Genomic DNA, 19,218 nt, shown 5'->3' on the forward strand with positions numbered 1-19,218 from the left:
CAGCGGCGCTCGAGGTTCGGCAGCACGCCCTCGAAGGTCTTGTTGACCTCGTACTTCCGCGCGTTGTCGTCGTAGACGAAGCGGATCTTCTCGTCGCCCGAGCCGTACAAGATCACCTTCCGGGCAGCCTCGGGCAGCTTCCACCACGGCTCGTCCATCGAGAAGCCGTAGTGGCGCGACAGCGCCTGCAGGGTCTGGGTGTAGAGCGGCGAGGGGCCCTTGGCCCAGGGCGAGATCGCGCCCTTGTGCAGGCTGCGCTCCTTGTCGGGCACCACCATGTCGGCGTCGAAGGCGAGCTTCGCGCCCAGGCCGTCGCACACGGGGCACGCGCCGTAGGGATTGTTGAACGAGAACAGCCGCGGCTCGATCTCGCTGATCGTGAAGCCCGACACGGGGCAGGCGAACTTCTCCGAGAAGATCAGCCGCCGCGGTTCATCCTGGCCCGGCTCCTTGTCGGCCCACTCGGCCACGGCGATGCCGTCGGCCAGCCGCAGCGCCGTCTCCAGGCTGTCGGCGTAGCGGCTCTCGAGCCCGGCCTTGGTGACCAGCCGGTCGACGACCACGTCGATGTCGTGCTTGAACTTCTTGTCGAGCGCCGGAGCGTCCTCGATCGGGTAGAACTCGCCGTCGATCTTCAGCCGCTGGAAGCCGGCCTTCTGCCACTCGGCGATCTCCTTGCGGTACTCGCCCTTGCGGCCGCGCACGACGGGGGCCAGCAGGTAGAGGCGGGTGCCTTCGGGCAAGGCAGACAGCTTGTCGACCATCTGGCTGATCGTCTGGCTCTCGATCGGCAGGCCGGTGGCCGGCGAATAGGGGACGCCGACCCGCGCCCAGAGCAGGCGCATGTAATCGTGGATCTCGGTGACGGTGCCGACGGTGGAGCGCGGATTGCGGCTGGTGGTCTTCTGCTCGATGGAGATCGCCGGCGACAAGCCCTCGATCAGGTCCACGTCCGGCTTGCTCATCAGCTCCAGGAACTGACGGGCATAGGCCGACAGGCTCTCGACGTAGCGGCGCTGGCCTTCGGCATAGATCGTGTCGAAGGCGAGCGAGCTCTTGCCCGAGCCCGACAGGCCGGTGATCACCACCAGCTCCCCGCGCGGGATGTCGACGTTGACGTCCTTCAGATTGTGCTCGCGCGCGCCCCGCACGCGGATGAGGTTCTGGTGGTCGGCCATTCTGTCCCGGAAACACGCAAAGCGCCGCGGAAGGTCCTGCTGCGAGGCCCGGCGGCGAGACCGCTGAATGTAGGTAACGCGAGTCACCGATAACACGGGAACGCAAGGCGAACATAGTCCCCGCGCGACAGTCCGCCACAGGGCTGCTGACACCACGGTGTCAGCAGCCGCGGTCCCGGTGCGCCGAGGCGACCCCGTCCTTGAAAAATGGAGGAGCGGCGAGCGGCTTCGTCACCGCTGGCGTTCGGCCGCAGGAATGAAATGAGCCTTCCGGGAACACTGGCGTTCGGCGGCAGGTTTGCTTGGGGTCCCAGATTCCAGGGACTGAGGGAGTCAGATCGATGAAGAAGACCATTCTCGTGGCGGGCGCCGCCAGCGCCCTGCTGTTCGGCGCCGTGGCGATCGCCCAGACGACGGGTTCCACCGGCTCCACCACCGACACCGGCGCGACCGGCGCCGGCGCGACCACGGGCGCCACGACGGGCGCTACGACCGGGACCATGAGCGGCTCGGCGACGGGCTCGGCCACCGACACCGGCTCGACGAGCGGCGCCATGCCGGCCGACGGCTCGCAAGCCAGCGGCGCGACCAACGCCAGTGAGTTCGGCGGCGACGCCTCGGGCACGGCGATGGATGCCGCTGGCGAACGCGGGTGACCCGGCCCGGTCCGCGCCGCCGGTCCGGTCGAGCCTGACGCAAGGTCTCGGCCGGATCGCGAAGGGGCTGGCCCTGGCGACGGCGATCGTCGCGCCTTGGGCTCCCAGCGGCGCCTTCCGGCCTTCGGAAGCGGCGGCGCAGCCTGAGGCTGCGCCGCTTGCTGCCGCCTTGCGCCAGGCGTTGCGCGAGCGCGGGTCCGAAGACGAGCTGCAGCAATTCTACGCCGCCCGGGGCTTCCGCCCGCTGTGGATGGCGGCCGCCGGCCCGCGGCCGGAGGCGCGAGCTGTCCTGGGCCTCCTGCAAGGCGCCGCCCGCGACGGACTGAACCCGGCCGAATACCGCCCGGAAGCCCTGGCGGTGATGCTCGAGCGCGCCCGGCAGGGCGGCGCGGCCGAACAGGCGCGGGTCGAGCTCGCGCTGTCGCTGGCTTACGCCCAATACCTCACCGACCTGCGGACGCCACCGGCTTCGGCCCGGCTGGCGTTCACCGATCCGCGGCTGCCGCCGCCCCCGCCCACGGGCGTGCGCCCCGTGCTGGAGGCAGCCGCCCGCGCGCCGCAGCTCGACCGTCACGTGGCCGCCGCCGCGCGGATGAACCTGCTTTACGAGGAGCTGCGCGCCGCCCTGGCCGAACACCGCGCGAACCGCGCTTCCGGCGCCCAGCCCGACGCCACCGAGCGCCTGATCCTGACCAACATGGCGCGCCTGCGCGGCCTGCCGCGGACCCTCGGCCCGCGCTTCATCGTCGTCGACGCCGCCAGCGCGACGCTGAAGGTCTACGAGGACGGCCAGGTGATCGATGAGATGGCCGTCGGCGTCGGGCGGCCCAGCGCCGCGACGCCCGAGATGGCCGGGGTGATCCGCTACGCGCGCTTCAATCCCTACTGGAACCTCCCGCAGGGCATGATCCAGGGCGAGATCGCGCCCCGCGTCCTGCGCGAGGGCCCGGGCTTCCTGACCGCCCAGCGCTTCGAGATCCTGTCCGACTGGTCGCCGCAGGCCTGGACCCTGGATCCGGCCGAGGTGGACTGGGCCGCCGTCGCCCGTGGCGAGCGCAAGCTGCGCGTGCGCCAGCTGCCCGGGCCGAACAACATCCTGGGCAAGGTGAAGCTGATGCTGCCGAACGAACTCGGCATCTATCTGCACGACACGCCCGACAGGGGCGCCTTGCAACGGAGCCGGCGACTGCTCAGCGCCGGCTGCATACGCCTGGCCGACGCAGATCGGCTTACCCGTTGGCTGCTGCGTTGGGACGAGGCCCGTACGCCGCCCGACGGGGTGAACCAGCGGGTGGACCTGCCCGAGCCGGTGCCTGTCTACATCATCTACAGAACGGTGGAGCCGGCGGACGGCGGGGTTCTGCGCCACGCGGACGTCTATGGCCGCGACAGCCTGGTGATGGCCGAACTGACAGGCGCTCAGAACCGGCGCTTGTAGGCGACCCGCGTCGGCTGCACGCGCAGGCCCTCGTCCTCGATCCAGGTGTCCTTGACGCGCAGCTCGACGTCGTCGCGCAGCTTGTCGTCGCCGCGCACCACGAGGTTCAGCACCCGCGGCCCGGGCTTCTCGAAGGGCGCCGCGGCGACCGCCTGCCGGGCCGCGAAGCTGACCGGTTCGGCCCGCACCGGCGCCTGAGCGCTGACGGGACCCGAGACGCCGTTGCCGATCGCGGCCAGGCCGGGCTGCGCGAGGGCGGGCGCAGGCGCGCCCAGGACGATCAACACCCCCACGAGCTTCAGCGGACTGGGCAAGGCTTCTTACGTCTCCTCCGTCAAACCGGAGGCGAAACCCGCGTCAAACCCGATGGTTGCGAAGGCTCAGGCGCGATCGATCCGAGCCGCGTAGCAGCCCCGGCCCGGATAGTGGGCGTGGAGGTAGGCCGTCTCCGGCGCGGATAGCATCCGCTCGATCTCGGCCGGAAGGTCCGCCACCGGCGCGAGCGCGCCGTCGGTCATCATGCCTTCGGCGTCGAAGGCGCGGAGCGAGGTGAACGGCCGCGCCGCCAGCACCGGCGGCAGCGCGTCCACGTAGCGCGCCGCCGCGCCGGCCTGTTCGCCGACGAAGATGGCGTGCCGCGCGCGGAAGGGCGTGTCCGCCGGCTGATGCTCGTAGTTCAGCAGCAGCACCGTCTCGCCGACGGGGCGGTCCTGCAGGCTGATCCGGCAGGGGAAGCCCAGCGGCGCCGTGACCTCCATCCGCCGCACGCCGCGCTCGGCGAGCTCGGCGTCGGAAAGCCCGAACAAGGGCTGGAATTCGGTTGGCGCGAGGCCGGTGACGACGAAGGACATGGGTGTCTCCACTTGCGTGGCCGGAACATGGTCGGGCGGCGGCGCGCGGCCAATGCAGCTTCGGCAACACAGGTCCGAAAGGCGCGAACCCTTGCCGTGGCCGGACGTTCGCGCCGGCATGACGAGGCTGCATATCGCCACCGCGGGCTGGACGATCCCGCGCGCGGTGGCCGAGGCGTTCCCGACGGAAGGCGGCGGCCTCGCGCGCTACGCCGCCCGTTTCGACGCGGTCGAGATCAACAGCACCTTCTACCGGAGCCACCGGGCGGCCACCTACGCGCGGTGGGCGGCCACGACGCCGCCCGGCTTCCGCTTCGCCGTGAAGCTGCCGAGGCGGATCACCCACGAGGCGCGGCTGGTCGGCGCCGGCGACGCGCTGGGAGCCTTCCGCGCTGAGGCTGAGCAGCTGGGCGACAAGCTCGGCCCCTTGCTGGTCCAGCTGCCGCCGAGCCTGGCGTACGACGCGGCCGTGGCGCGGACATTCTTCGCCGACCTGCGGAAGGGCTGGCCGGGGCCGGTCGTCTGCGAACCCCGCCACCCGACCTGGTTCGAGGCCGAGGCCGATGCGCTGCTCAGGGATCACCGCATCGCACGCGTGGCGGCCGATCCGGCCCGGCATCCGCTGGCGGCGGTTCCCGGCGGCTGGCCCGGGCTCGCCTACTGGCGGCTGCACGGCTCGCCGCGGATGTACTACTCGGCCTACGAGGACGCCGCGCTCGACAACCTGGCCGCGGAGATCAGGGCCGGTCCGGCGCGGGAGAGCTGGTGCGTGTTCGACAACACCACGTCGGGCGCGGCGATGGCCAATGCCCTCGGCCTCAAGACCCGCTTCGCCTAGCTCAGAGCGCGTCGTGGAAGATGACGCCCAACGTGTGCCGCCGACCGGCGCGCAGGCGGCTGACCCCATGGCGCAGGTTGACGCGGTACACGCCCCGCGACCCTTGGACCGGGCGGTGGTGGACCGGGAAAACCACGGCGTCGCCCTGGCGCAGCGGCGCGACCTCGGCCCGGGACTGCATCCGGGGCCGCTGTTCGGTCAGCACGAACTCGCCGCCCTCGAAGTCGCGCCCCGGCTCCGACAGCAGGATCGCGGCCTGCAAGGGGAAGACGTGTTCGCCGTAGAGGTCCTGGTGCAGGCAGTTGTAGTCGCCCGGCCCGTAGCGCAGCAGCAGCGGCGTGGGCCGCGTCTGGCCGGCCGCGTGGCAGCGGGCGAGGAATTCAGCGTGGTCGGCCGGGAAGCGGATAGCCTCGCCCAGGGCCTCGTTCCAGCGGTTCGCGATCGCCGCGAGCGGCGTGTAAAGGCGCGTGCGCAGGTCCTGCACCCGCTCGGGCAGCGCGTAGCGGAAGTAGCGGTACTCGCCGCGGCCGAAGCCGTGCCGGGCCATCACGACGGTGCTGCGGAACAGCTCGGGCCGGTCGTACCAGCCGGCGACCTCGGCGCAGGCGGCGGGATCCAGCAAGCCCGGGACGATCGCGCAGCCGTGCGCGTCCAGGTCGGCCGCGAGCGCGGTCCAGTCGAGGTGCGTCAGGTCACTCATGAGCCCTAGGTCGGCCAGGGACGCCCGGGCCTCAAGCCATCGCACCGATGGCAGGTCCGAAAGTCGCGAGGGTTGGCGCAGCGGCCCTGGGCGCCTAGATCAGGAGCCTTCGAGAAGGAGAACGACGACCATGCGCCTGACGACGGACATCCGCTCCGCCCGCCACGTCCACGCGCACACGGTCGACCATGCCCTCCTTCGTCACACTGGATTCCCTGAGCTTCGCCGCCCCTGACGGACGGCTCCTCCTCGACAAGCTGACGCTCGCTTTCGGCGCCGAGCGCACCGGCCTCGTCGGGCGTAACGGCGTGGGCAAGACCACGCTCGTCCGCCTGATCCTGGGCGAGCTTCCGCCGGCCTCCGGCTCCATCACCGTGCAGGGCCGCATCGGGGCGCTCCGTCAGGCGCTGGTTCCGCCGCACGGCGCCAGTGTGAGTGACCTCCTTGGCGTGAACGATGCCCTTTCCCGCCTTCGCCGGATCGAACGCGGCGAGGGAACGGCCGACGACCTTGCCGAGGCCGACTGGACCCTGGAAGCGCGCCTCGCTGAAGCGTTGGCAGACGTCGGCTTGGCCGGGCTCGACCTGGACCGCCCGGCCGCCAGCCTCAGCGGCGGCCAGGTCACCCGCGCGGCCCTGGCCGGCCTCGTCGCCGCCGAGCCCGACCTGCTGGTTCTCGACGAGCCGACGAACAACCTCGACGCCGAGGCCCGCGGACTGGTCGCCGAGACCCTCGGCCGCTGGAAGGGCGGAGCGATCGTCGTGAGCCACGACCGCGCCTTGCTCCGGCGCATGGACCGGATCGTCGAGCTCACCAGCCTGGGAGCCCAGGTCTACGGCGGCGGGTACGAGCTCTATGTGCAGCGCAAGGCCGAGGCCGAGGCCGCCGCGGAGCGGGCGCTTTCCGACGCTCAGAAGGAGGCGGCCCGGGTGGCGCGCGAAACCCAGGTGGCCGCCGAGCGGAAGGCCCGGCGCGACGCGGCCGGCAAGCGTCTGGGCCGCTCGGGCTCGATGCCGCGGATCGTCGCCGGCGGGCTGAAGCGCCGGGCGGAGGAAAGCGCCGGCCGCGGCCAGGTGCTGGCCGACCGCCTCAAGGCCGAGGCCGCCGAGGAGCTCGCCGAGGCCCAGGCCCGCGTGGAGCGGGTCCGCCGCCTTGGCTTCGAACTGCCGCCGTCGAACGTAGCGGCCGGCAAGACGGTGCTGGCCTTCGAGGACGTGGGCTTCGCCTATCCGGGCGCGCCGCCCGTCGTCTCCGGCCTGTCCCTCCGGCTCGTCGGGCCCGAGCGCGTGGCGATCGTCGGACCGAACGGCTCTGGCAAGACGACGGCGCTGAAGCTGGCCGCCGGCGCCCTGCAGCCCACCGCCGGCCGCATCGTGCGCGGCGTGACGCCGGCCTTTCTCGACCAGCAGACCGCGTTGCTGGGCGAAGACGGCGAACTGGTCGACGCCTTCCTGCGCCTGAATCCGAAGGCGACGCCCAACGCGGCCCGCGCGGCGCTGGCCCGCTTCCTGTTCCGGAACACCGCGGCCGAGAAGCCCGTCTCGGCCCTCAGCGGCGGCGAGCGGCTGCGCGCCGCGCTGGCGTGCGTGTTGATGGGCGATACGCCGCCCGGCCTGCTGATCCTGGACGAACCCACAAACCACCTGGATCTGGATTCGATCGGCGCCGTCGAAGCCGCGCTTTGCGGCTACGACGGCGCTTTGCTCGTGGTCAGCCACGACGCCGATTTCCTTCAGGCGATCGGCGTCGAGCGGCAGGTGCGGCTCTAGGGGTAGCCCTCCGCCAGCACCACGACCGCATCCGAGCCGGCGATCCGGTCTTCGGCGATCTTGCGGTACTCGGGCGAGTTGGCCCACCTCAGCGCCGCCTCGCGGCTGTCGAAGGCGAGCAGAACCAGCTTGCGGCCTTCCCAGTCGCCTTCCAGTGGCTCGGGGCTCTCGTCCGAGACCAGCAGACGGCCCCCGTACTGCTTCAGCACCGGCATGAAGGCCTGAGCGTAGCGGCCATAGCGCTCGCGGTCGTGGATGGCGATGCGGCCCACGAGGTAGCAGGTCATGCCGGCCTCCGCTTCACGACGCGAAACACCGCGTTGGCCCGGGCGCACGGCTGGCCGTCGGCGGTGACGAACGCCTGGGCGAAGCACAGGGTGCTGCCCGGCCGCACGAACACGGTGTCGAACTCCAGCCATTGGCCGGTGAGCGCCGAGCCCAGGAAGTCGACGTTGAGGTTCACGGTCACCAGGCTCGGCAGATCGCCGAGGCGCCGGGCGCAGGACAGCCCCATGGCCACGTCGGCCAGCGATGTGATCAGCCCGCCGTGCACGAAGCCGCGGCTGTTCGTGTGCGCCTCGCCGGCGCGCAGCCCCAGGACAACGGTCTCGCCGGACGAGCGGCTGTAGAGCGGCTCCCACGGCTTGGTGAGCGGGCTCGAGCGGAAGTGCGGGGCGAAGCCCGCGGGGATGTCCAGCGTCTGCATCACGCGGCCTCCGCGATGCGGGCCAGGCTTTCCAGCGTGCCGTGGCAGGCGCGGGCCGCCTCGGCGCCCTTCACCCGGAAGTGCGAACGGAAGAACTGCTGGTGCACCTCATGCTCGTGGAAGTGGTGCGGCGTCAGCACGACGGAGAAGACCGGCGTCTCGGTGGCCAGCTGGACCTGCATCAGAGCGCGGATCACCGTCTCGGCGACGAACTCGTGCCGGTAGATGCCGCCGTCGACGACGAAGCCGGCGGCGACGATCGCCGCATAGCGGCCGCTGCGGGCGAGCGTCTGGGCGTGCAGCGGGATCTCGAACGCGCCGGGGGTCTCGAACCGCTCGATGGCGCTCTCGGCGAAGCCCAGGCTGACGATCTCGTCGACGAAGCCGTTGTAGGCCTCGCGGACGATGTCGGCGTGCCAGAGCGCGTGCACGAAGGCGACGCGGGCGGCGCGGAAGGCGCCGTTGGCGGTGGGGTATTCGTGGACTTGGGTCATGGTCTTCTCCCTGACCGGGCCTGAAGGGACCACGACTCAGGGAGCAGGCCGAGCACGCGCGCAGACGGAATCCGCCTGCCCACGACACGACCGTTCTCATAACCGGACTCTAACCGTCGGCCCCGGGATCGCACCGGGTCTGCTCGTCCCCTCCGAAGCTCCGCGAGGAGCGAAGGAAGGCGCCCGCGGGCTCGTCCCGGCCGAAGCCGGGCATTACCGCCGGTGGGGAATTTCACCCCGCCCTGAGAACGCAGGCCGCCGGACACACCCGACGGCGAGTCGCAGCCTAACCCCGTTACGCAACGTCAAACAAGCGTTTGAATCAGGCCCGGCGATTCAGGGTGATGGCGGTCGCCGTGCCGTCGCCGCTCGCACGGCCGCTTGCGCCATAGGAGACGCCCTTGGTGCGCTGGGCGGCGACTTCCTCCGCAATGGCCTTCACGAGCCCCTCGGTCACGGTGCGCGCCGCCTCGATGGCGCGGCCCTGGCGGGCGAGCACCGCGTCGAAGGCTTCGGTCGCCCGCACCAGCCGGGTGCGCAGGGCGACGGGAGCGGCGGACACGAGCGCGGGCTGGGCGCGGACGCGGGCGGACTCGTGCCGGTAGAGGTTGGCCAGGCGGCTGGTCTCGTCCAGCTTTGCGGCGGCGTCCTGCGGCCGGCGCTGTTCGAACGCAGCCGCCTGTTCGGCGACCAGCTCGGTCAGGCGTTCCGTCAGCAGGATCAGCTGTTCGACCCGGTCCTGCGGGTCCTGGGCGGCGATCGCCATCTATTCGAGTCCCTGAAGCTTGAGGATTTCGCGCTGCACGGTGTCGGCCAGGCCGATGCCGCCGGCCTTGGTCATCTGCTTGCCCATCGCCTCGGTCATCAGCGACCGGAACATGGTCTCGCCGGCGCCGCCGCTGAACATGCCGTCGGGCTCGGTCCCTTCGAACATCGGCTGCAGCATCACCGACAGGAACTGGGCCTCGAACTGTTCGGCGGCCTCGCGGATCTTCGCGCGCTTGGCCAGGTCCGCGGCGGTCGGCATGGCCGGCTGGGCGAGGAGGGCAGGGGTGGCTGCGAGGTCGGTCATCACATCACCTCGATTTCGGCCTGCAGGGCGCCCGCCGCGCGGATCGTCTGCAGGATCGAGATCATGTCCCGCGGCGTGACGCCCAGCGCGTTCAGGCCGGCGACGAGCGTCGAGAGCGAGGCGCCCGACTTCACGGTCAGGAACTGGCGGCCGCGCTCCTCATCTACCGAGATGTCGGTCTGCGGCACCACCGCCGTCTCGCCGGTGCGGGCGAAGGGGGCCGGCTGGCTGACCGCCGGCTGCTCGCGCACGGTTATGGTCAGGTTGCCCTGCTGGATCGCGACCGTGGAGACGCGCACGTTCTCGCCCATGACGATCACGCCGGCGACCTCGTCGATCACCACCTTGGCCGGAGCGTCGGGCTCGACCGACAGGTTCTCGATCTGGGCCATGAAGCTCATCAGGTCGCCCGTGGCCGGCCGGACCGCGACGATGGTCGGGTTCTCGGCGATGGCCGAGCCGGGGAAGCGGGCGTTCACCGCGTCGGCGATCCGGCGGGCGGTGGTGAAGTCCGGGTTGCGCAGGGTCAGGCGCATCTGACCCATGCTGGCCAGCTGGAAGCCGGTTTCGAGTTCGACCGAAGCGCCGCCGGCGATCCGGCCGGCGGTCGGCACGCCCTTGGACACCGACGAGCCCGACGCGCCGCTGGCGCTGATCGAGCCGGTCTGCACCGTGCCTTGGGCCACGGCATAGGCCTTGCCGTCGGCGCCCAGCAGCGGCGTCACCAGCAGCGAACCGCCTTGCAGGCTCTTGGCGTCGCCCAGGGCCGAGACGCTGACGTCGATCTGCGAGCCGGGCGCCGCGAACGGCGGCAGCTTGGCGGTGACCATGACCGCGGCGACGTTCTTGGTGTTGAGCTGGGCGTCGCGGGTGTTGACGCCCAGCCGCTCCAGCATGGCCTCGAGGCTCTGCTTGGTGAAGGGCGCGTTCCGCAGCGCGTCGCCAGTCCCGTTCAGGCCGACCACGATGCCGTAGCCGACCAGCATGTTCTCGCGAACGCCCTCGAATTCGACGATGTCCTTGATGCGCGACTTGGCGGCCGCCGGCGTCGCCGCAAGCGCGGCGGCGGTGAAGAGGAGGGCGGCAAGGGCTCGAACTGGACGCATGGCGCTCACTGAAGCTGGCTTCACTCGCGTCCCTGCGAGGAGCATGCCAGTCAGCCGAAGCGGTAAAACATCAGCAAAAACAGCAGGGAGCGTGGTTAATGCGGCGCCTTCGTCCCGGCAGAAATTGCCGCCCGTTAACCATGCTGCAAGTTTGACCGGCGAAGCTCCACTGCGAGTTGAGGAAGGTTCGGCGTATCCGATGAAGGTCACCGGGACAGGCGGCGTTTCGCAGGCGGGCGGGCCGGGCAAGGCCCAGCGCAGCACGGGCGAGGGCTTCCGGCTGGGCGCCGCGCCCGCCGCTACGGCGGCCGAGCGGCCGGCGAGCGTCGCGGGTCCGTCGGCCGTGATGGGCGTCGAGGCGCTGATCGCGCTGCAGGACGTGGGCGGGCCGCTGGAGCGCAAGCGGCGCTCGGTCTCCCGCGCTGGCCGCATCCTCGACGTCCTGGACGGCGTGAAGCTGTCGCTGCTGGGCGGTGAGCTGGACCAGGGCGACCTTGACCGTCTGCGTCGCGCCGTCCGGGACGAGCGCCAGGCCACCGACGATCCCAAGCTGGAGGGCCTGCTCGACGAGATCGAGCTCCGGGCGGAAGTCGAGCTTGCGAAGCTTGAGCAGGCCCGGCGTGCGGCGTAATCGCACCCGCGATTTCGTGACGTTGAAACCAGCGTTCGATTTGCTATACACCCACCGCGTGTCTCAGGGCGTCCAGGGGGCGTGAGGATTTCATGAAAACAGCCGCAGTTCTGGCTGAGAGTCCTGAATACCGTCCTTCAGAGGACGAGGAGTTCATGAACGAGCGTCAGCTTGAGTATTTCAAGCAGAAGCTCTTGAAGTGGAAAGAGGACATTCTCCGCGAATCTCGCGAGACGCTGTCCCACCTGCAAAGCGAGACCGAGAACCACCCGGATCTGGCCGACCGCGCGTCGTCCGAGACTGACCGGGCCCTCGAGCTCCGCACGCGGGACCGCCAGCGCAAGCTGATCTCCAAGATCGACGAAGCGCTCCGGCGGATCGAGGACGGCTCCTACGGCTATTGCGAAGAGACCGGCGAGCCGATCGGCGTCGCCCGCCTCGAAGCCCGGCCGATCGCGACGCTCAGCCTCGAGGCCCAGGAGCGGCACGAGCGCCGCGAGCGGGTCCACCGCGACGACTGATCCGGCTGACGGCCCCGCTCGCGGGGCCGTTTTTGCTTCTGCCGCGTTGAAGGCGGGCCTGTGGCCGTGCGGCTTTGCCGTGCCGTCGGGGCGTCGCTATATATGCTCAGATTGAGCATTTCCCCTGGTTCGATCCGGGGCGCGGGAGATCGGGAGCTGTCGTGACGAAGTCGTTCTACGCCATCCACGCCCACGGCTTCGTCCGGGTCGCCGCCTGCACGCCCCGGGTCGCGGTGGGCGACCCCGCCTTCAACGCCGCCGAGACGCTGCGCATGGCGGAGGAGGGTGATCAGGCCGGCTGCGACCTGATGCTGTTCCCCGAGCTCGGGATCAGCGCCTACGCCATCGACGACCTCTTCCTGCAGGACGCGCTGCTCAAGCGGGTGGAGGCCGAGATCGGCCGCCTGGTCGAAGCCAGCGCCAAGCTCGCGCCCGTGCTGCTGGTGGGCGCGCCCGTCCGGCACAACGGACGGCTCTACAACTGCGCCGTGGCGATCGCGCGCGGCCGGATCCTGGGCGTCGTCCCGAAGAGCTACCTGCCCAACTACCGCGAGTACTACGAGAAGCGCTGGTTCGCGCCCGGGCACGGCGTCGAGGGCCTGGAAATCGCGCTCGCCGGCCAGACGGCGCCGTTCGGGACCGACATCCTGTTCGAGGCGGCCGACCTGCCGGACTTCGTCTTCCACGCCGAGATCTGCGAGGACTTCTGGGCGCCGGCCCCGCCTTCGACGATGGGCGCCCTGGCCGGGGCCCTGATCCTCTGCAACCTGTCGGCCTCGAACATCGTGGTCGGCAAGGCCGACGAGCGGCGCCTGCTCTGCGCCTCGCAGTCCAGCCGCTGCCAGGCGGCGTACCTCTATTCCGCGGCCGGGCCCGGCGAGAGCACGACCGACCTCGCCTGGGACGGCCAGGCCTCGATCTACGAACTGGGCCGCGAACTGGCCTGCACCGACCGCTTCCCGACCGGGCCGCAGATGGCGATCGCCGACATCGACGTCCAGAAGCTGCGGCTGGAGCGGATGCGCTCGCCCACCTTCAACGACGCGGCCATGGCCCACGGGCATCCGGAACAGTTCTTCCGGCGCATCCGCTTCGAGCACAAGCCGCACTTCAAGGACGTGGGCCTGAAGCGCGCGATCGATCGCTTCCCCTTCGTGCCGGACGATCCGGCCCGGCTCGACAAGGACTGCTACGAGGCCTTCAACATCCAGGTGCAAGGCCTTGTAAAGAGGCTGCAATCCACGAAGTCTGAGCACATCGTCATCGGCGTCTCGGGCGGGCTGGACTCCACCCACGCGCTGATCGTCGCGGCCAAGGCGTTCGACGTCCTGGGCAAGCCGCGCTCGGACATCCTGGGCTTCACCATGCCAGGCTTCGCCACCAGCGAGGGCACGAAGTCCAACGCCTGGAAGCTGATGCAGGCCCTGGGCGTCACCGGCGAGGAGATCGATATCCGCCCGGCCGCGACCCAGCTCCTGAAGGACATGGGGCACCCGTTCGCCAAGGGCGAGCCGGTCTACGACGTGACGTTCGAGAACGTGCAGGCGGGCCTGCGCACCGACTACCTGTTCCGGCTGGCCAACCAGCGGCACGGTTTCGTGCTGGGCACCGGCGATCTCTCGGAGCTGGCGCTGGGATGGTGCACCTACGGCGTCGGCGACCAGATGAGCCACTACAACGTCAACGGCTCGGTGGCGAAGACGCTGATCCAGCACCTGATCCGGTGGGTCGCCAAGACCGGCCAGTTCGATACGGCGGCCTCCGAGACTCTGCTGTCCGTGCTGGACACCGAGATCTCGCCCGAACTGGTGCCGGCCGACGCCGAGACGGGCGCCATCCAGAGCACCCAGGCCAAGGTCGGCCCCTACGAACTGCAGGACTTCAACCTCTACTGGATCACGCGCTACGGCCTGCCGCCGTCGAAGGTCGTTTTCATGGCCTGGCACGCCTGGAGGGACGTCGCCGCGGGCTCGTGGCCCGCCCACTTCCCGGACGAGGCGCGCAACGCCTACGACCTGGCGACGATCAAGAAGTGGCTGTCGGTCTTCCTGTTCCGCTTCTTCGAGATCAGCCAGTTCAAGCGCTCGGCGATGCCCAACGGGCCGAAGGTGATCTCGGGCGGCAACCTCAGCCCCCGCGGCGACTGGCGGGCCCCCTCCGACGGGACCGCCAGGGTCTGGCTCGAGGAGCTGGAAGCCAACGTGCCCTAGTGGCTCCGCGACAGGCGCGGGGACGAGCCCGGCACGTCCGCGCCGCGCAGCCAGCGGCTGATCGCCCGGTAGGCGGGGACGACCCAGTCGACCCAGTAGCCGAACGGAACATCCTTATGGATCTTGTGCAGTTCTTCCATGTCACTCTCCCGTGGCAGGGCTTGTTGTCTGCGAGGGAAGATGGGCCGTGGAACGCTGATCGACAAACGCGGTCTCCTGCTGTATCTATAAAGCGTCCTTATGTCTGACATCCTCGCCCGAATCCCGCTCAGCGCCATCCGCGTTTTCGAGGCCGCCGCCCGGCTGGGCAGCTTCACGCGGGCAGCCGAGGAGCTGGGCATCACCCAGGCCGCGGTCAGCTGGCAGGTGAAGGCGCTGGAGGAGCGGCTGGACCGCCGCCTGTTCGTCCGCCGCCCGCGCGAGGTGATCCTGACCCCGGCGGGCGAACGCCTGGCCCGCGCCGCGACCGAGGCCATGACCAGCCTGCGCAGCGCCATCAACGACCTGTCCGAGACGGGCGAGGGCATCCTCTGCATCACAACGCTGCAGACGCTGGCCACCCAATGGCTGGCCGGCCGCCTCGGCGCCTTCCAGCTAGCCCATCCGAAGATCGCCGTGCGGCTCGACACCAACAACCGCGTGGTGGACCTGACGCGTGAGGACTTCGACGTCGCCATCCGCGCCGGTCGTGGCGGCTGGCCGGGAATGGAGGCCATCCGGCTGTTCCCCTCCGCCCAGACGGTGCTGTGCACGCCCGCCGCCATGGCGGCCCTGGGCGTACCGCCGGACCCGGGGCGCCTGCTCGAAGCCCGACGCGTCGGCTCGGACGGGGAGTGGAAGGCCTGGTTCCGCGCCGCCGGGGTGATCGGCGACGGCGCCGACGCGCCTGCCGCCCCGCGGATCACCGCCGACACCCAGACGCTGGAGGTCGCCACGGCCATGGCCAACGACGGGGTCGCCATCGCCTCGCCCGTCATGTTCGGGCGCGAGCTCTCGGCGGGTCAGCTGATCCAGCCGTTCGAGATCTACTTCGGCGAGAGCAGCTACTGGCTCGTCTATCCGCAGGACCGTCGCCGGGCCGGCAAGATCGCGGCCTTCCGCGAGTGGTTGCTCGCCGAGGTGGCCAACGATCCCTACGCCCAGAAGGTCCTGGCTCAGATTCCGCCGGTGGCCGCGGCCAGCTGACCCCTAAAGCATCCGCGCCGGCGCCGCCCTGTCGGAACGCGGGGTCAGTTCGTCGAGCAACGCTGGCACGATGTCTTCCACGCGGTCCACCGCGGTCCAGGCGTCCATGAAGGCGGGCGGCGTGAGGCGGGCGTCCACCGTGTGCTGGAACAGGTCGAACAGGGTCTTCCAGAAGTTGTCCGGGTTGTAGAAGACGACCGGCTTGGCGTGCAGGTCCAGCCTGCGCCACGACAGCAGCTCGACCACCTCCTCGAGCGTGCCGATGCCGCCCGGCAGGATCACGAAGGCGTCGGACTGTTCGTACATCATCGCCTTGCGTTCGTGCATCGACGACACGACCACGTGCTCCACCGTCTCCAGCGCCCGCTCGCGGCCGACCAGGAAGTCGGGGATGATGCCCAGCACGGCGCCGCCGGCCTCGTGCGCCGCCCGGGCGGTCGCGCCCATCAGGCCCACGCCGCCGCCGCCATACACCAGGCGCAGGTTGGCGGCCGCCAGTTCGCGGCCGAGGTCGGCCGCGGCGCGCAGATAGGCCGGGTCGGCGGCGTCGGAAGAGCCGCAGAAGACGCAGACGGACTGCAGGCGCTCAGTGTCACGCCCCATGAACGATCACTCCAGACGGAAAGGTCTCGCCAATGCGCGCTTGCCTGCGCGCCGCGAAGACCCAAGTAGCTATGGCCAGGGTTAAGGAGATTCAAGCAAGCCGTGTTCCCGAAAGTGACGTCTAAGTCTGCGGTCGAGGTCTGAACGCCTTGGCGCACGCCCATATCGACCGGGTCCGCAGCGGCGGCGGCATCGGCGCCGTTGCGCCGGCCGGCGCCAAGTTCGACTTCTGGGGATCCATGGCCGACCTCGGCCGGCTGGTCATGCGTTCGGGGGCGCCGCAGCTGCGCCTGCGCATCGCCGCCGCCCTCGTCCTGGTGTTCTGCGGCAAGTTGGCCGGCGTGCTGGCGCCCGTGCTGCTGGGCGACGCCATCAACACCCTGACGCCGGCCGCCCAAGGCGGCGTGGTGCTGGGGGCGAGCTTCGTGGGCCTGGCCATCGGCTTTGCGGCGCTTCGGCTGCTGGCCGCCTGCGCGCCGTACGCCCGGGACGCCATCTTCACCCGCGTGTCGCAGTCGACCATGGCGCGGGCGGCCGTGGAAAGCTTCGGCCACGCGCTGTCGCTGTCGCTCGACTTCCATCAGACCAAGCAGACCGGCGCGCTCTCGCGCGTGATCGACCGGGGCGCACGGGCCACCGACTTCCTGATCCGCAGCCTGATCTTCAGCCTGGGGCCAACGGCGATCGAGCTGGTGCTGGCGATGATCGTCATGGTGCTGCGCCTGGACTGGCGTTTCGCACTCACGGCGCTGGGCACGCTCGTCCTTTACGCGATCATCACCTTCAAGATCACCGACTGGCGCCTGTCGCACCGGCGCGAACTGAACGAAGCCGAGACCCGCGCCGCCGGTCTCTCGTCCGACGCGCTGATGAACTACGAGACGCTCAAGGCCTTCGGCGCCGAGCCGCGTCTCGTGGACACCTACGCCAGCGCCATGGCCGACTATGTGGACGCCAGCTCCCGGGCCAACGCCTCGCTGAACGTGCTGAACGCCGCCCAGGCGCTGATCCTCAACGTCGGCCTCGCCGCCATGACGGTGATGGCCGGCATGCAGGTGGCCGGCGGGGAGCTGCGCATCGGCGACATCACCACGGCGATCTTCCTGCTCTCGGGCCTCTACGCGCCCCTGGGCATGCTGGGCTTCCAGTACCGGGAGATCCGCCAGGGCCTTATCGACATGGAGCAGATGGTCGCCCTGCGCGGCATCCGCCCCGAGATCGTCGACGCCCCGCAGGCCTCCAGCCTCCCGCCGGCCCGGGCCCGAGGCGCGGCGATCGCCTTCGACCGCGTCAGTTTCCGCCACGACGCCCGCTCCCACGGGCTGATCGACGTCAGCTTCGAGGCCCAGCCGGGCACGACGACGGCGCTGGTCGGCCCGTCGGGGGCGGGGAAGACCACGGCCATTCGCCTGGCCATGCGCCTGATCGATCCGCAGGAGGGGCGGGTGCTGATCGACGGCCTGGACATGAAGTCGGTGAAGCTGGCCGACGTGCGCCGGGCCGTGGCGCTCGTCCCGCAGGACGTGGCGCTGTTCAACGACAGCCTCTACGCCAACATCGCCTTCTCGCGGCCCGACGCCACGCCCGCCGAGGTGAGGGCGGCGGCGGACGCCGCCGAGCTCGGTCCCTTCATCGACGGCCTGCCCGACGGCCTGGCGACCCGCGTCGGCGAGCGCGGGCTGAAGCTGTCCGGCGGCGAACGCCAGCGGGTGGGCATCGCCCGGGCGCTGCTGGCCGACCCCCGCGTGCTGATCCTGGACGAGGCCACCAGCGCCCTGGACGGTCCCACCGAGGCCGCGATCCAGGAGACCCTGCGCAAGGTGAGGGCGGGGCGCACGACCCTGGTGGTCGCCCACCGCCTGTCCACCGTGGCCGACGCCGATCAGATCCTGGTGCTCCGGCGGGGTCGCATCGTGGAACGCGGGACGCACGAGGACCTGCTGGCCAAGGGCGCCGAGTACGCCGCCCTATGGCGGCGGCAGACGCGAGGCGCCTAGTTCACCACGTCGTAGCGGATGAGCACGGCGACCAGGTGCGGCGCCACGCCGATCGCCAACGCCAACCACCAGACTCCCGGCTCGCGGTGGCGCCAGGCCAGCGCGACCAGCCCGATGAGCATCACGAACGGCCACGCGCCGAAGAAGGAGCGCAGCGGGAGATGGGCGTCGGTGAGCGGATTGGTGAGCAGCATCAGCAAGCCGATGAGGCCGAGGGTCCAGAGGTACAGCAGACCCATGCCGACGAAGCCCAGGGGCTTGATTGCCCGTCGCCAGCCCATCGTACAGCCTCCGTTTCCGAGCCTCGCCGTCAGGGGATCGTCTTGCCCATCCGCACCAGCGGCACGGCCGCGCCGCCGCGGGCGTCCTCGATGGCCTCGATCGGCTCATAGCCCATCGCGACGTACAGCGGCTGCCCCGACAGCGTCGCCATCAGCTCCAGCCGGCGGAAGCCCTCGGCGCGGGCCGCGTCCTCGCACAGCTGCAGGATCAGCCGGCCAACGCCCCGGCGCGCGAACGCAGGGTTCGTGTACATCGCCCGCACGCGCGCAGCCTCGGTGGCCGGGTCCAGCAGGGCCGCGTCTCGACCCGGCGTATGGTCGCCGCCGTAGAGGGTCGCCCGGCGGCTCCAGCCGCCGCAGCCGGCGACCTGGCCGTCCTCTTCCACGACGAAATAGGTGCCGTCGGCGATCAGCTGCCGATCCAGCCCCATGATCATCCGGCTGGACGCGATTTGATCCTGCGTGAGGAAACCGCGCTGCAACTCGCCGATGGCCGCGTCCATCACGGCCTCGAGGGCAGGGATGTCTGAAGCCGTCGCGATCCGGTGGGTCAGGGCCAAAGGCCTATTCCGCCGCTCTTGGCACGTCGTCGTCGAAGATCACCGGCGCGGTGCGGCGCGGCGGCCGGCCCGTGCGCACGCCGATCCAGTCCCGCAGCCGCACGAAACGGGCGGAATAGACCTTCGGCGCGGCCAGCATCACCGGCGTCAGCACCAGCGTCAGCAGGGTGGCGAACGACAGGCCCCAGACGACGGCGGCCGACAGCTGGACCCACCATTCCGAACCGGGGGCGGCGAACTCGATGTGTCCGGCGCGGAAGTTCGGGTGGACCTGGAACATCAGCGGGAGCAGGCCAACGACGGTCACCAGTGTGGTCAGCAGCACCGGGCGGAACCGCTGCGCCGCGGCGCGAACGGCGGCCTCGTCGGCCGCGTGGCCCTCGTGGCGCAGGTGATAGAAGGTGTCCACCAGCACGATGTTG

23 protein-coding genes, 1 pseudogene and 1 riboswitch are annotated in these 19,218 nt (G+C 70.6%); of the genes and pseudogenes, 9 read left to right on the top strand and 15 right to left on the bottom strand.

The features are described 5' to 3' along the window. Positions 1–1,178 (bottom strand): annotated as a pseudogene (locus tag RIF93_RS08345) (excinuclease ABC subunit A); the annotation flags it as partial. Positions 1,179–1,519: 341 nt separating this feature from the next. Here RIF93_RS08345 and RIF93_RS08350 point away from each other — a divergent pair. Both RIF93_RS08350 and RIF93_RS08355 read left to right on the top strand, forming a co-directional pair. Beyond that, a complete protein-coding gene (locus RIF93_RS08350) occupies positions 1,520–1,834 on the top strand; it encodes a hypothetical protein (RefSeq protein ID WP_309090281.1) in 315 nt (104 codons plus the stop codon). Next, positions 1,812–3,272: a L,D-transpeptidase family protein gene (locus RIF93_RS08355; RefSeq protein WP_309090283.1), complete on the top strand. Its 1,461-nt coding sequence runs from the start codon at positions 1,812–1,814 to the stop codon at positions 3,270–3,272. The genes RIF93_RS08350 and RIF93_RS08355 overlap by 23 nt, the downstream gene beginning before the upstream one ends. Here the strand turns inward: RIF93_RS08355 and RIF93_RS08360 are convergent. Further along, positions 3,254–3,586, bottom strand: coding sequence for a hypothetical protein (locus tag RIF93_RS08360; protein ID WP_309090285.1), 333 nt, complete (start codon positions 3,584–3,586; stop codon positions 3,254–3,256). The two genes, RIF93_RS08355 and RIF93_RS08360, sit on opposite strands and share 19 nt — an antisense overlap. 66 nt (positions 3,587–3,652) lie before the next feature. After that, positions 3,653–4,123: a DUF1203 domain-containing protein gene (locus tag RIF93_RS08365; RefSeq protein ID WP_309090287.1), complete on the bottom strand. Its 471-nt coding sequence runs from the start codon at positions 4,121–4,123 to the stop codon at positions 3,653–3,655. 118 nt (positions 4,124–4,241) lie between these two features. Between RIF93_RS08365 and RIF93_RS08370 the strand changes: the two genes are divergently transcribed. Continuing rightward, entirely contained in the window at positions 4,242–4,961 is a 720-nt protein-coding gene (locus RIF93_RS08370; protein WP_309090288.1) for a DUF72 domain-containing protein, read from the top strand. Position 4,962: 1 nt separating this feature from the next. Here RIF93_RS08370 and RIF93_RS08375 read toward each other — a convergent pair whose 3' ends face one another. Next, the gene (locus RIF93_RS08375) at positions 4,963–5,661 is read right to left on the bottom strand and encodes a 2OG-Fe(II) oxygenase (RefSeq protein ID WP_309090289.1); all 699 of its coding nucleotides are present in this window, start codon (positions 5,659–5,661) and stop codon (positions 4,963–4,965) included. Between the two features lie 188 nt (positions 5,662–5,849). On the opposite strand from RIF93_RS08375, the gene RIF93_RS08380 reads away from it, so the two are divergent. Continuing rightward, positions 5,850–7,430 (top strand): ABC-F family ATP-binding cassette domain-containing protein, encoded by a 1,581-nt coding sequence (locus RIF93_RS08380; protein WP_309090291.1) that lies wholly within the window; start codon positions 5,850–5,852, stop codon positions 7,428–7,430. Here the strand turns inward: RIF93_RS08380 and RIF93_RS08385 are convergent. From RIF93_RS08385 to RIF93_RS08410, 6 genes are all read right to left on the bottom strand, one after another. Then, a complete protein-coding gene (locus RIF93_RS08385; RefSeq protein WP_309090293.1) occupies positions 7,427–7,717 on the bottom strand; it encodes a DUF1330 domain-containing protein in 291 nt (96 codons plus the stop codon). The two genes, RIF93_RS08380 and RIF93_RS08385, sit on opposite strands and share 4 nt — an antisense overlap. Continuing rightward, entirely contained in the window at positions 7,714–8,136 is a 423-nt protein-coding gene (locus RIF93_RS08390; protein ID WP_309090295.1) for a PaaI family thioesterase, read from the bottom strand. The genes RIF93_RS08385 and RIF93_RS08390 overlap by 4 nt, the downstream gene beginning before the upstream one ends. Further along, positions 8,136–8,630, bottom strand: coding sequence for a 6,7-dimethyl-8-ribityllumazine synthase (locus tag RIF93_RS08395; RefSeq protein ID WP_309090297.1), 495 nt, complete (start codon positions 8,628–8,630; stop codon positions 8,136–8,138). The genes RIF93_RS08390 and RIF93_RS08395 overlap by 1 nt, the downstream gene beginning before the upstream one ends. A gap of 88 nt (positions 8,631–8,718) precedes the next feature. Beyond that, positions 8,719–8,884: riboswitch (FMN riboswitch) on the bottom strand. 68 nt (positions 8,885–8,952) lie between these two features. Beyond that, on the bottom strand, positions 8,953–9,396 hold the full coding sequence (locus RIF93_RS08400; RefSeq protein WP_309090299.1) for a flagellar basal body protein: 444 nt from the start codon (positions 9,394–9,396) through the stop codon (positions 8,953–8,955). Then, complete coding sequence (locus RIF93_RS08405) at positions 9,397–9,702, bottom strand: rod-binding protein (protein WP_309090301.1); 306 nt, start codon at positions 9,700–9,702, stop codon at positions 9,397–9,399. It lies immediately after the preceding gene. After that, entirely contained in the window at positions 9,702–10,808 is a 1,107-nt protein-coding gene (locus RIF93_RS08410; protein ID WP_309090303.1) for a flagellar basal body P-ring protein FlgI, read from the bottom strand. The genes RIF93_RS08405 and RIF93_RS08410 overlap by 1 nt, the downstream gene beginning before the upstream one ends. Before the next feature lie 199 nt (positions 10,809–11,007). Between RIF93_RS08410 and RIF93_RS08415 the strand changes: the two genes are divergently transcribed. From RIF93_RS08415 to RIF93_RS08425, 3 genes are all read left to right on the top strand, one after another. Then, the gene (locus tag RIF93_RS08415) at positions 11,008–11,439 is read left to right on the top strand and encodes a flagellar assembly protein FliX (RefSeq protein ID WP_309090305.1); all 432 of its coding nucleotides are present in this window, start codon (positions 11,008–11,010) and stop codon (positions 11,437–11,439) included. A gap of 92 nt (positions 11,440–11,531) precedes the next feature. Beyond that, positions 11,532–11,960 carry an RNA polymerase-binding protein DksA gene (gene dksA / locus RIF93_RS08420; RefSeq protein ID WP_309090307.1) on the top strand — a complete coding sequence of 143 codons (429 nt, stop codon included), beginning with the start codon at positions 11,532–11,534 and terminating at the stop codon, positions 11,958–11,960. A 161-nt stretch (positions 11,961–12,121) separates the two neighbouring features. Then, a complete protein-coding gene (locus tag RIF93_RS08425) occupies positions 12,122–14,170 on the top strand; it encodes an NAD(+) synthase (protein ID WP_309090309.1) in 2,049 nt (682 codons plus the stop codon). On the opposite strand, the gene RIF93_RS08430 is transcribed toward RIF93_RS08425, so the two are convergent. Next, positions 14,167–14,310 carry a hypothetical protein gene (locus RIF93_RS08430; protein ID WP_309090311.1) on the bottom strand — a complete coding sequence of 48 codons (144 nt, stop codon included), beginning with the start codon at positions 14,308–14,310 and terminating at the stop codon, positions 14,167–14,169. The two genes, RIF93_RS08425 and RIF93_RS08430, sit on opposite strands and share 4 nt — an antisense overlap. Positions 14,311–14,410: 100 nt before the next feature. Here RIF93_RS08430 and RIF93_RS08435 point away from each other — a divergent pair, with 100 nt between their 5' ends. After that, a complete protein-coding gene (locus tag RIF93_RS08435) occupies positions 14,411–15,355 on the top strand; it encodes a LysR substrate-binding domain-containing protein (RefSeq protein ID WP_309090313.1) in 945 nt (314 codons plus the stop codon). A gap of 3 nt (positions 15,356–15,358) precedes the next feature. Here RIF93_RS08435 and RIF93_RS08440 read toward each other — a convergent pair whose 3' ends face one another. Next, positions 15,359–15,958, bottom strand: a complete 600-nt coding sequence (locus RIF93_RS08440) for a TIGR00730 family Rossman fold protein (RefSeq protein ID WP_309090315.1) — start codon at positions 15,956–15,958, stop codon at positions 15,359–15,361. A 239-nt stretch (positions 15,959–16,197) separates the two neighbouring features. Here RIF93_RS08440 and RIF93_RS08445 point away from each other — a divergent pair, with 239 nt between their 5' ends. Then, complete coding sequence (locus RIF93_RS08445; protein WP_309090323.1) at positions 16,198–17,955, top strand: ABC transporter ATP-binding protein/permease; 1,758 nt, start codon at positions 16,198–16,200, stop codon at positions 17,953–17,955. Here RIF93_RS08445 and RIF93_RS08450 read toward each other — a convergent pair. The 3 genes from RIF93_RS08450 to RIF93_RS08460 all read right to left on the bottom strand — a co-directional run. Then, positions 17,952–18,236, bottom strand: coding sequence for a hypothetical protein (locus RIF93_RS08450; RefSeq protein ID WP_309090317.1), 285 nt, complete (start codon positions 18,234–18,236; stop codon positions 17,952–17,954). The genes RIF93_RS08445 and RIF93_RS08450 overlap by 4 nt on opposite strands. 29 nt (positions 18,237–18,265) lie before the next feature. Further along, complete coding sequence (locus RIF93_RS08455; RefSeq protein WP_309090319.1) at positions 18,266–18,796, bottom strand: GNAT family N-acetyltransferase; 531 nt, start codon at positions 18,794–18,796, stop codon at positions 18,266–18,268. Positions 18,797–18,800: 4 nt separating this feature from the next. Beyond that, positions 18,801–19,218 (bottom strand): efflux RND transporter permease subunit (locus RIF93_RS08460; RefSeq protein WP_309090321.1); only part of this gene is annotated, 418 nt, incomplete at its 5' end.

This window comes from Phenylobacterium sp. (assembly GCF_031181185.1).
In the GTDB taxonomy this organism is placed as follows: domain Bacteria; phylum Pseudomonadota; class Alphaproteobacteria; order Caulobacterales; family Caulobacteraceae; genus Phenylobacterium.

Bases quoted from the DNA above. Each gene is read 5' to 3' on its own strand.
- RIF93_RS08370 (WP_309090288.1), top strand. From the start codon at position 4,242: ATGACGAGGCTGCATATCGCCACCGCGGGCTGGACGATCCCGCGCGCG.
- RIF93_RS08440 (WP_309090315.1), bottom strand. From the start codon at position 15,958: ATGGGGCGTGACACTGAGCGCCTGCAGTCCGTCTGCGTCTTCTGCGGC.
- RIF93_RS08400 (WP_309090299.1), bottom strand. From the start codon at position 9,396: ATGGCGATCGCCGCCCAGGACCCGCAGGACCGGGTCGAACAGCTGATC.
- RIF93_RS08410 (WP_309090303.1), bottom strand. From the start codon at position 10,808: ATGCGTCCAGTTCGAGCCCTTGCCGCCCTCCTCTTCACCGCCGCCGCG.
- RIF93_RS08430 (WP_309090311.1), bottom strand. From the start codon at position 14,310: ATGGAAGAACTGCACAAGATCCATAAGGATGTTCCGTTCGGCTACTGG.
- RIF93_RS08415 (WP_309090305.1), top strand. From the start codon at position 11,008: ATGAAGGTCACCGGGACAGGCGGCGTTTCGCAGGCGGGCGGGCCGGGC.
- RIF93_RS08350 (WP_309090281.1), top strand. From the start codon at position 1,520: ATGAAGAAGACCATTCTCGTGGCGGGCGCCGCCAGCGCCCTGCTGTTC.
- RIF93_RS08355 (WP_309090283.1), top strand. From the start codon at position 1,812: ATGCCGCTGGCGAACGCGGGTGACCCGGCCCGGTCCGCGCCGCCGGTC.
- RIF93_RS08385 (WP_309090293.1), bottom strand. From the start codon at position 7,717: ATGACCTGCTACCTCGTGGGCCGCATCGCCATCCACGACCGCGAGCGC.
- RIF93_RS08390 (WP_309090295.1), bottom strand. From the start codon at position 8,136: ATGCAGACGCTGGACATCCCCGCGGGCTTCGCCCCGCACTTCCGCTCG.
- RIF93_RS08445 (WP_309090323.1), top strand. From the start codon at position 16,198: ATGGCCGACCTCGGCCGGCTGGTCATGCGTTCGGGGGCGCCGCAGCTG.
- RIF93_RS08380 (WP_309090291.1), top strand. From the start codon at position 5,850: ATGCCCTCCTTCGTCACACTGGATTCCCTGAGCTTCGCCGCCCCTGAC.
- RIF93_RS08450 (WP_309090317.1), bottom strand. From the start codon at position 18,236: ATGGGCTGGCGACGGGCAATCAAGCCCCTGGGCTTCGTCGGCATGGGT.
- RIF93_RS08395 (WP_309090297.1), bottom strand. From the start codon at position 8,630: ATGACCCAAGTCCACGAATACCCCACCGCCAACGGCGCCTTCCGCGCC.
- RIF93_RS08435 (WP_309090313.1), top strand. From the start codon at position 14,411: ATGTCTGACATCCTCGCCCGAATCCCGCTCAGCGCCATCCGCGTTTTC.
- RIF93_RS08365 (WP_309090287.1), bottom strand. From the start codon at position 4,123: ATGTCCTTCGTCGTCACCGGCCTCGCGCCAACCGAATTCCAGCCCTTG.
- dksA (WP_309090307.1), top strand. From the start codon at position 11,532: ATGAAAACAGCCGCAGTTCTGGCTGAGAGTCCTGAATACCGTCCTTCA.
- RIF93_RS08405 (WP_309090301.1), bottom strand. From the start codon at position 9,702: ATGACCGACCTCGCAGCCACCCCTGCCCTCCTCGCCCAGCCGGCCATG.
- RIF93_RS08375 (WP_309090289.1), bottom strand. From the start codon at position 5,661: ATGAGTGACCTGACGCACCTCGACTGGACCGCGCTCGCGGCCGACCTG.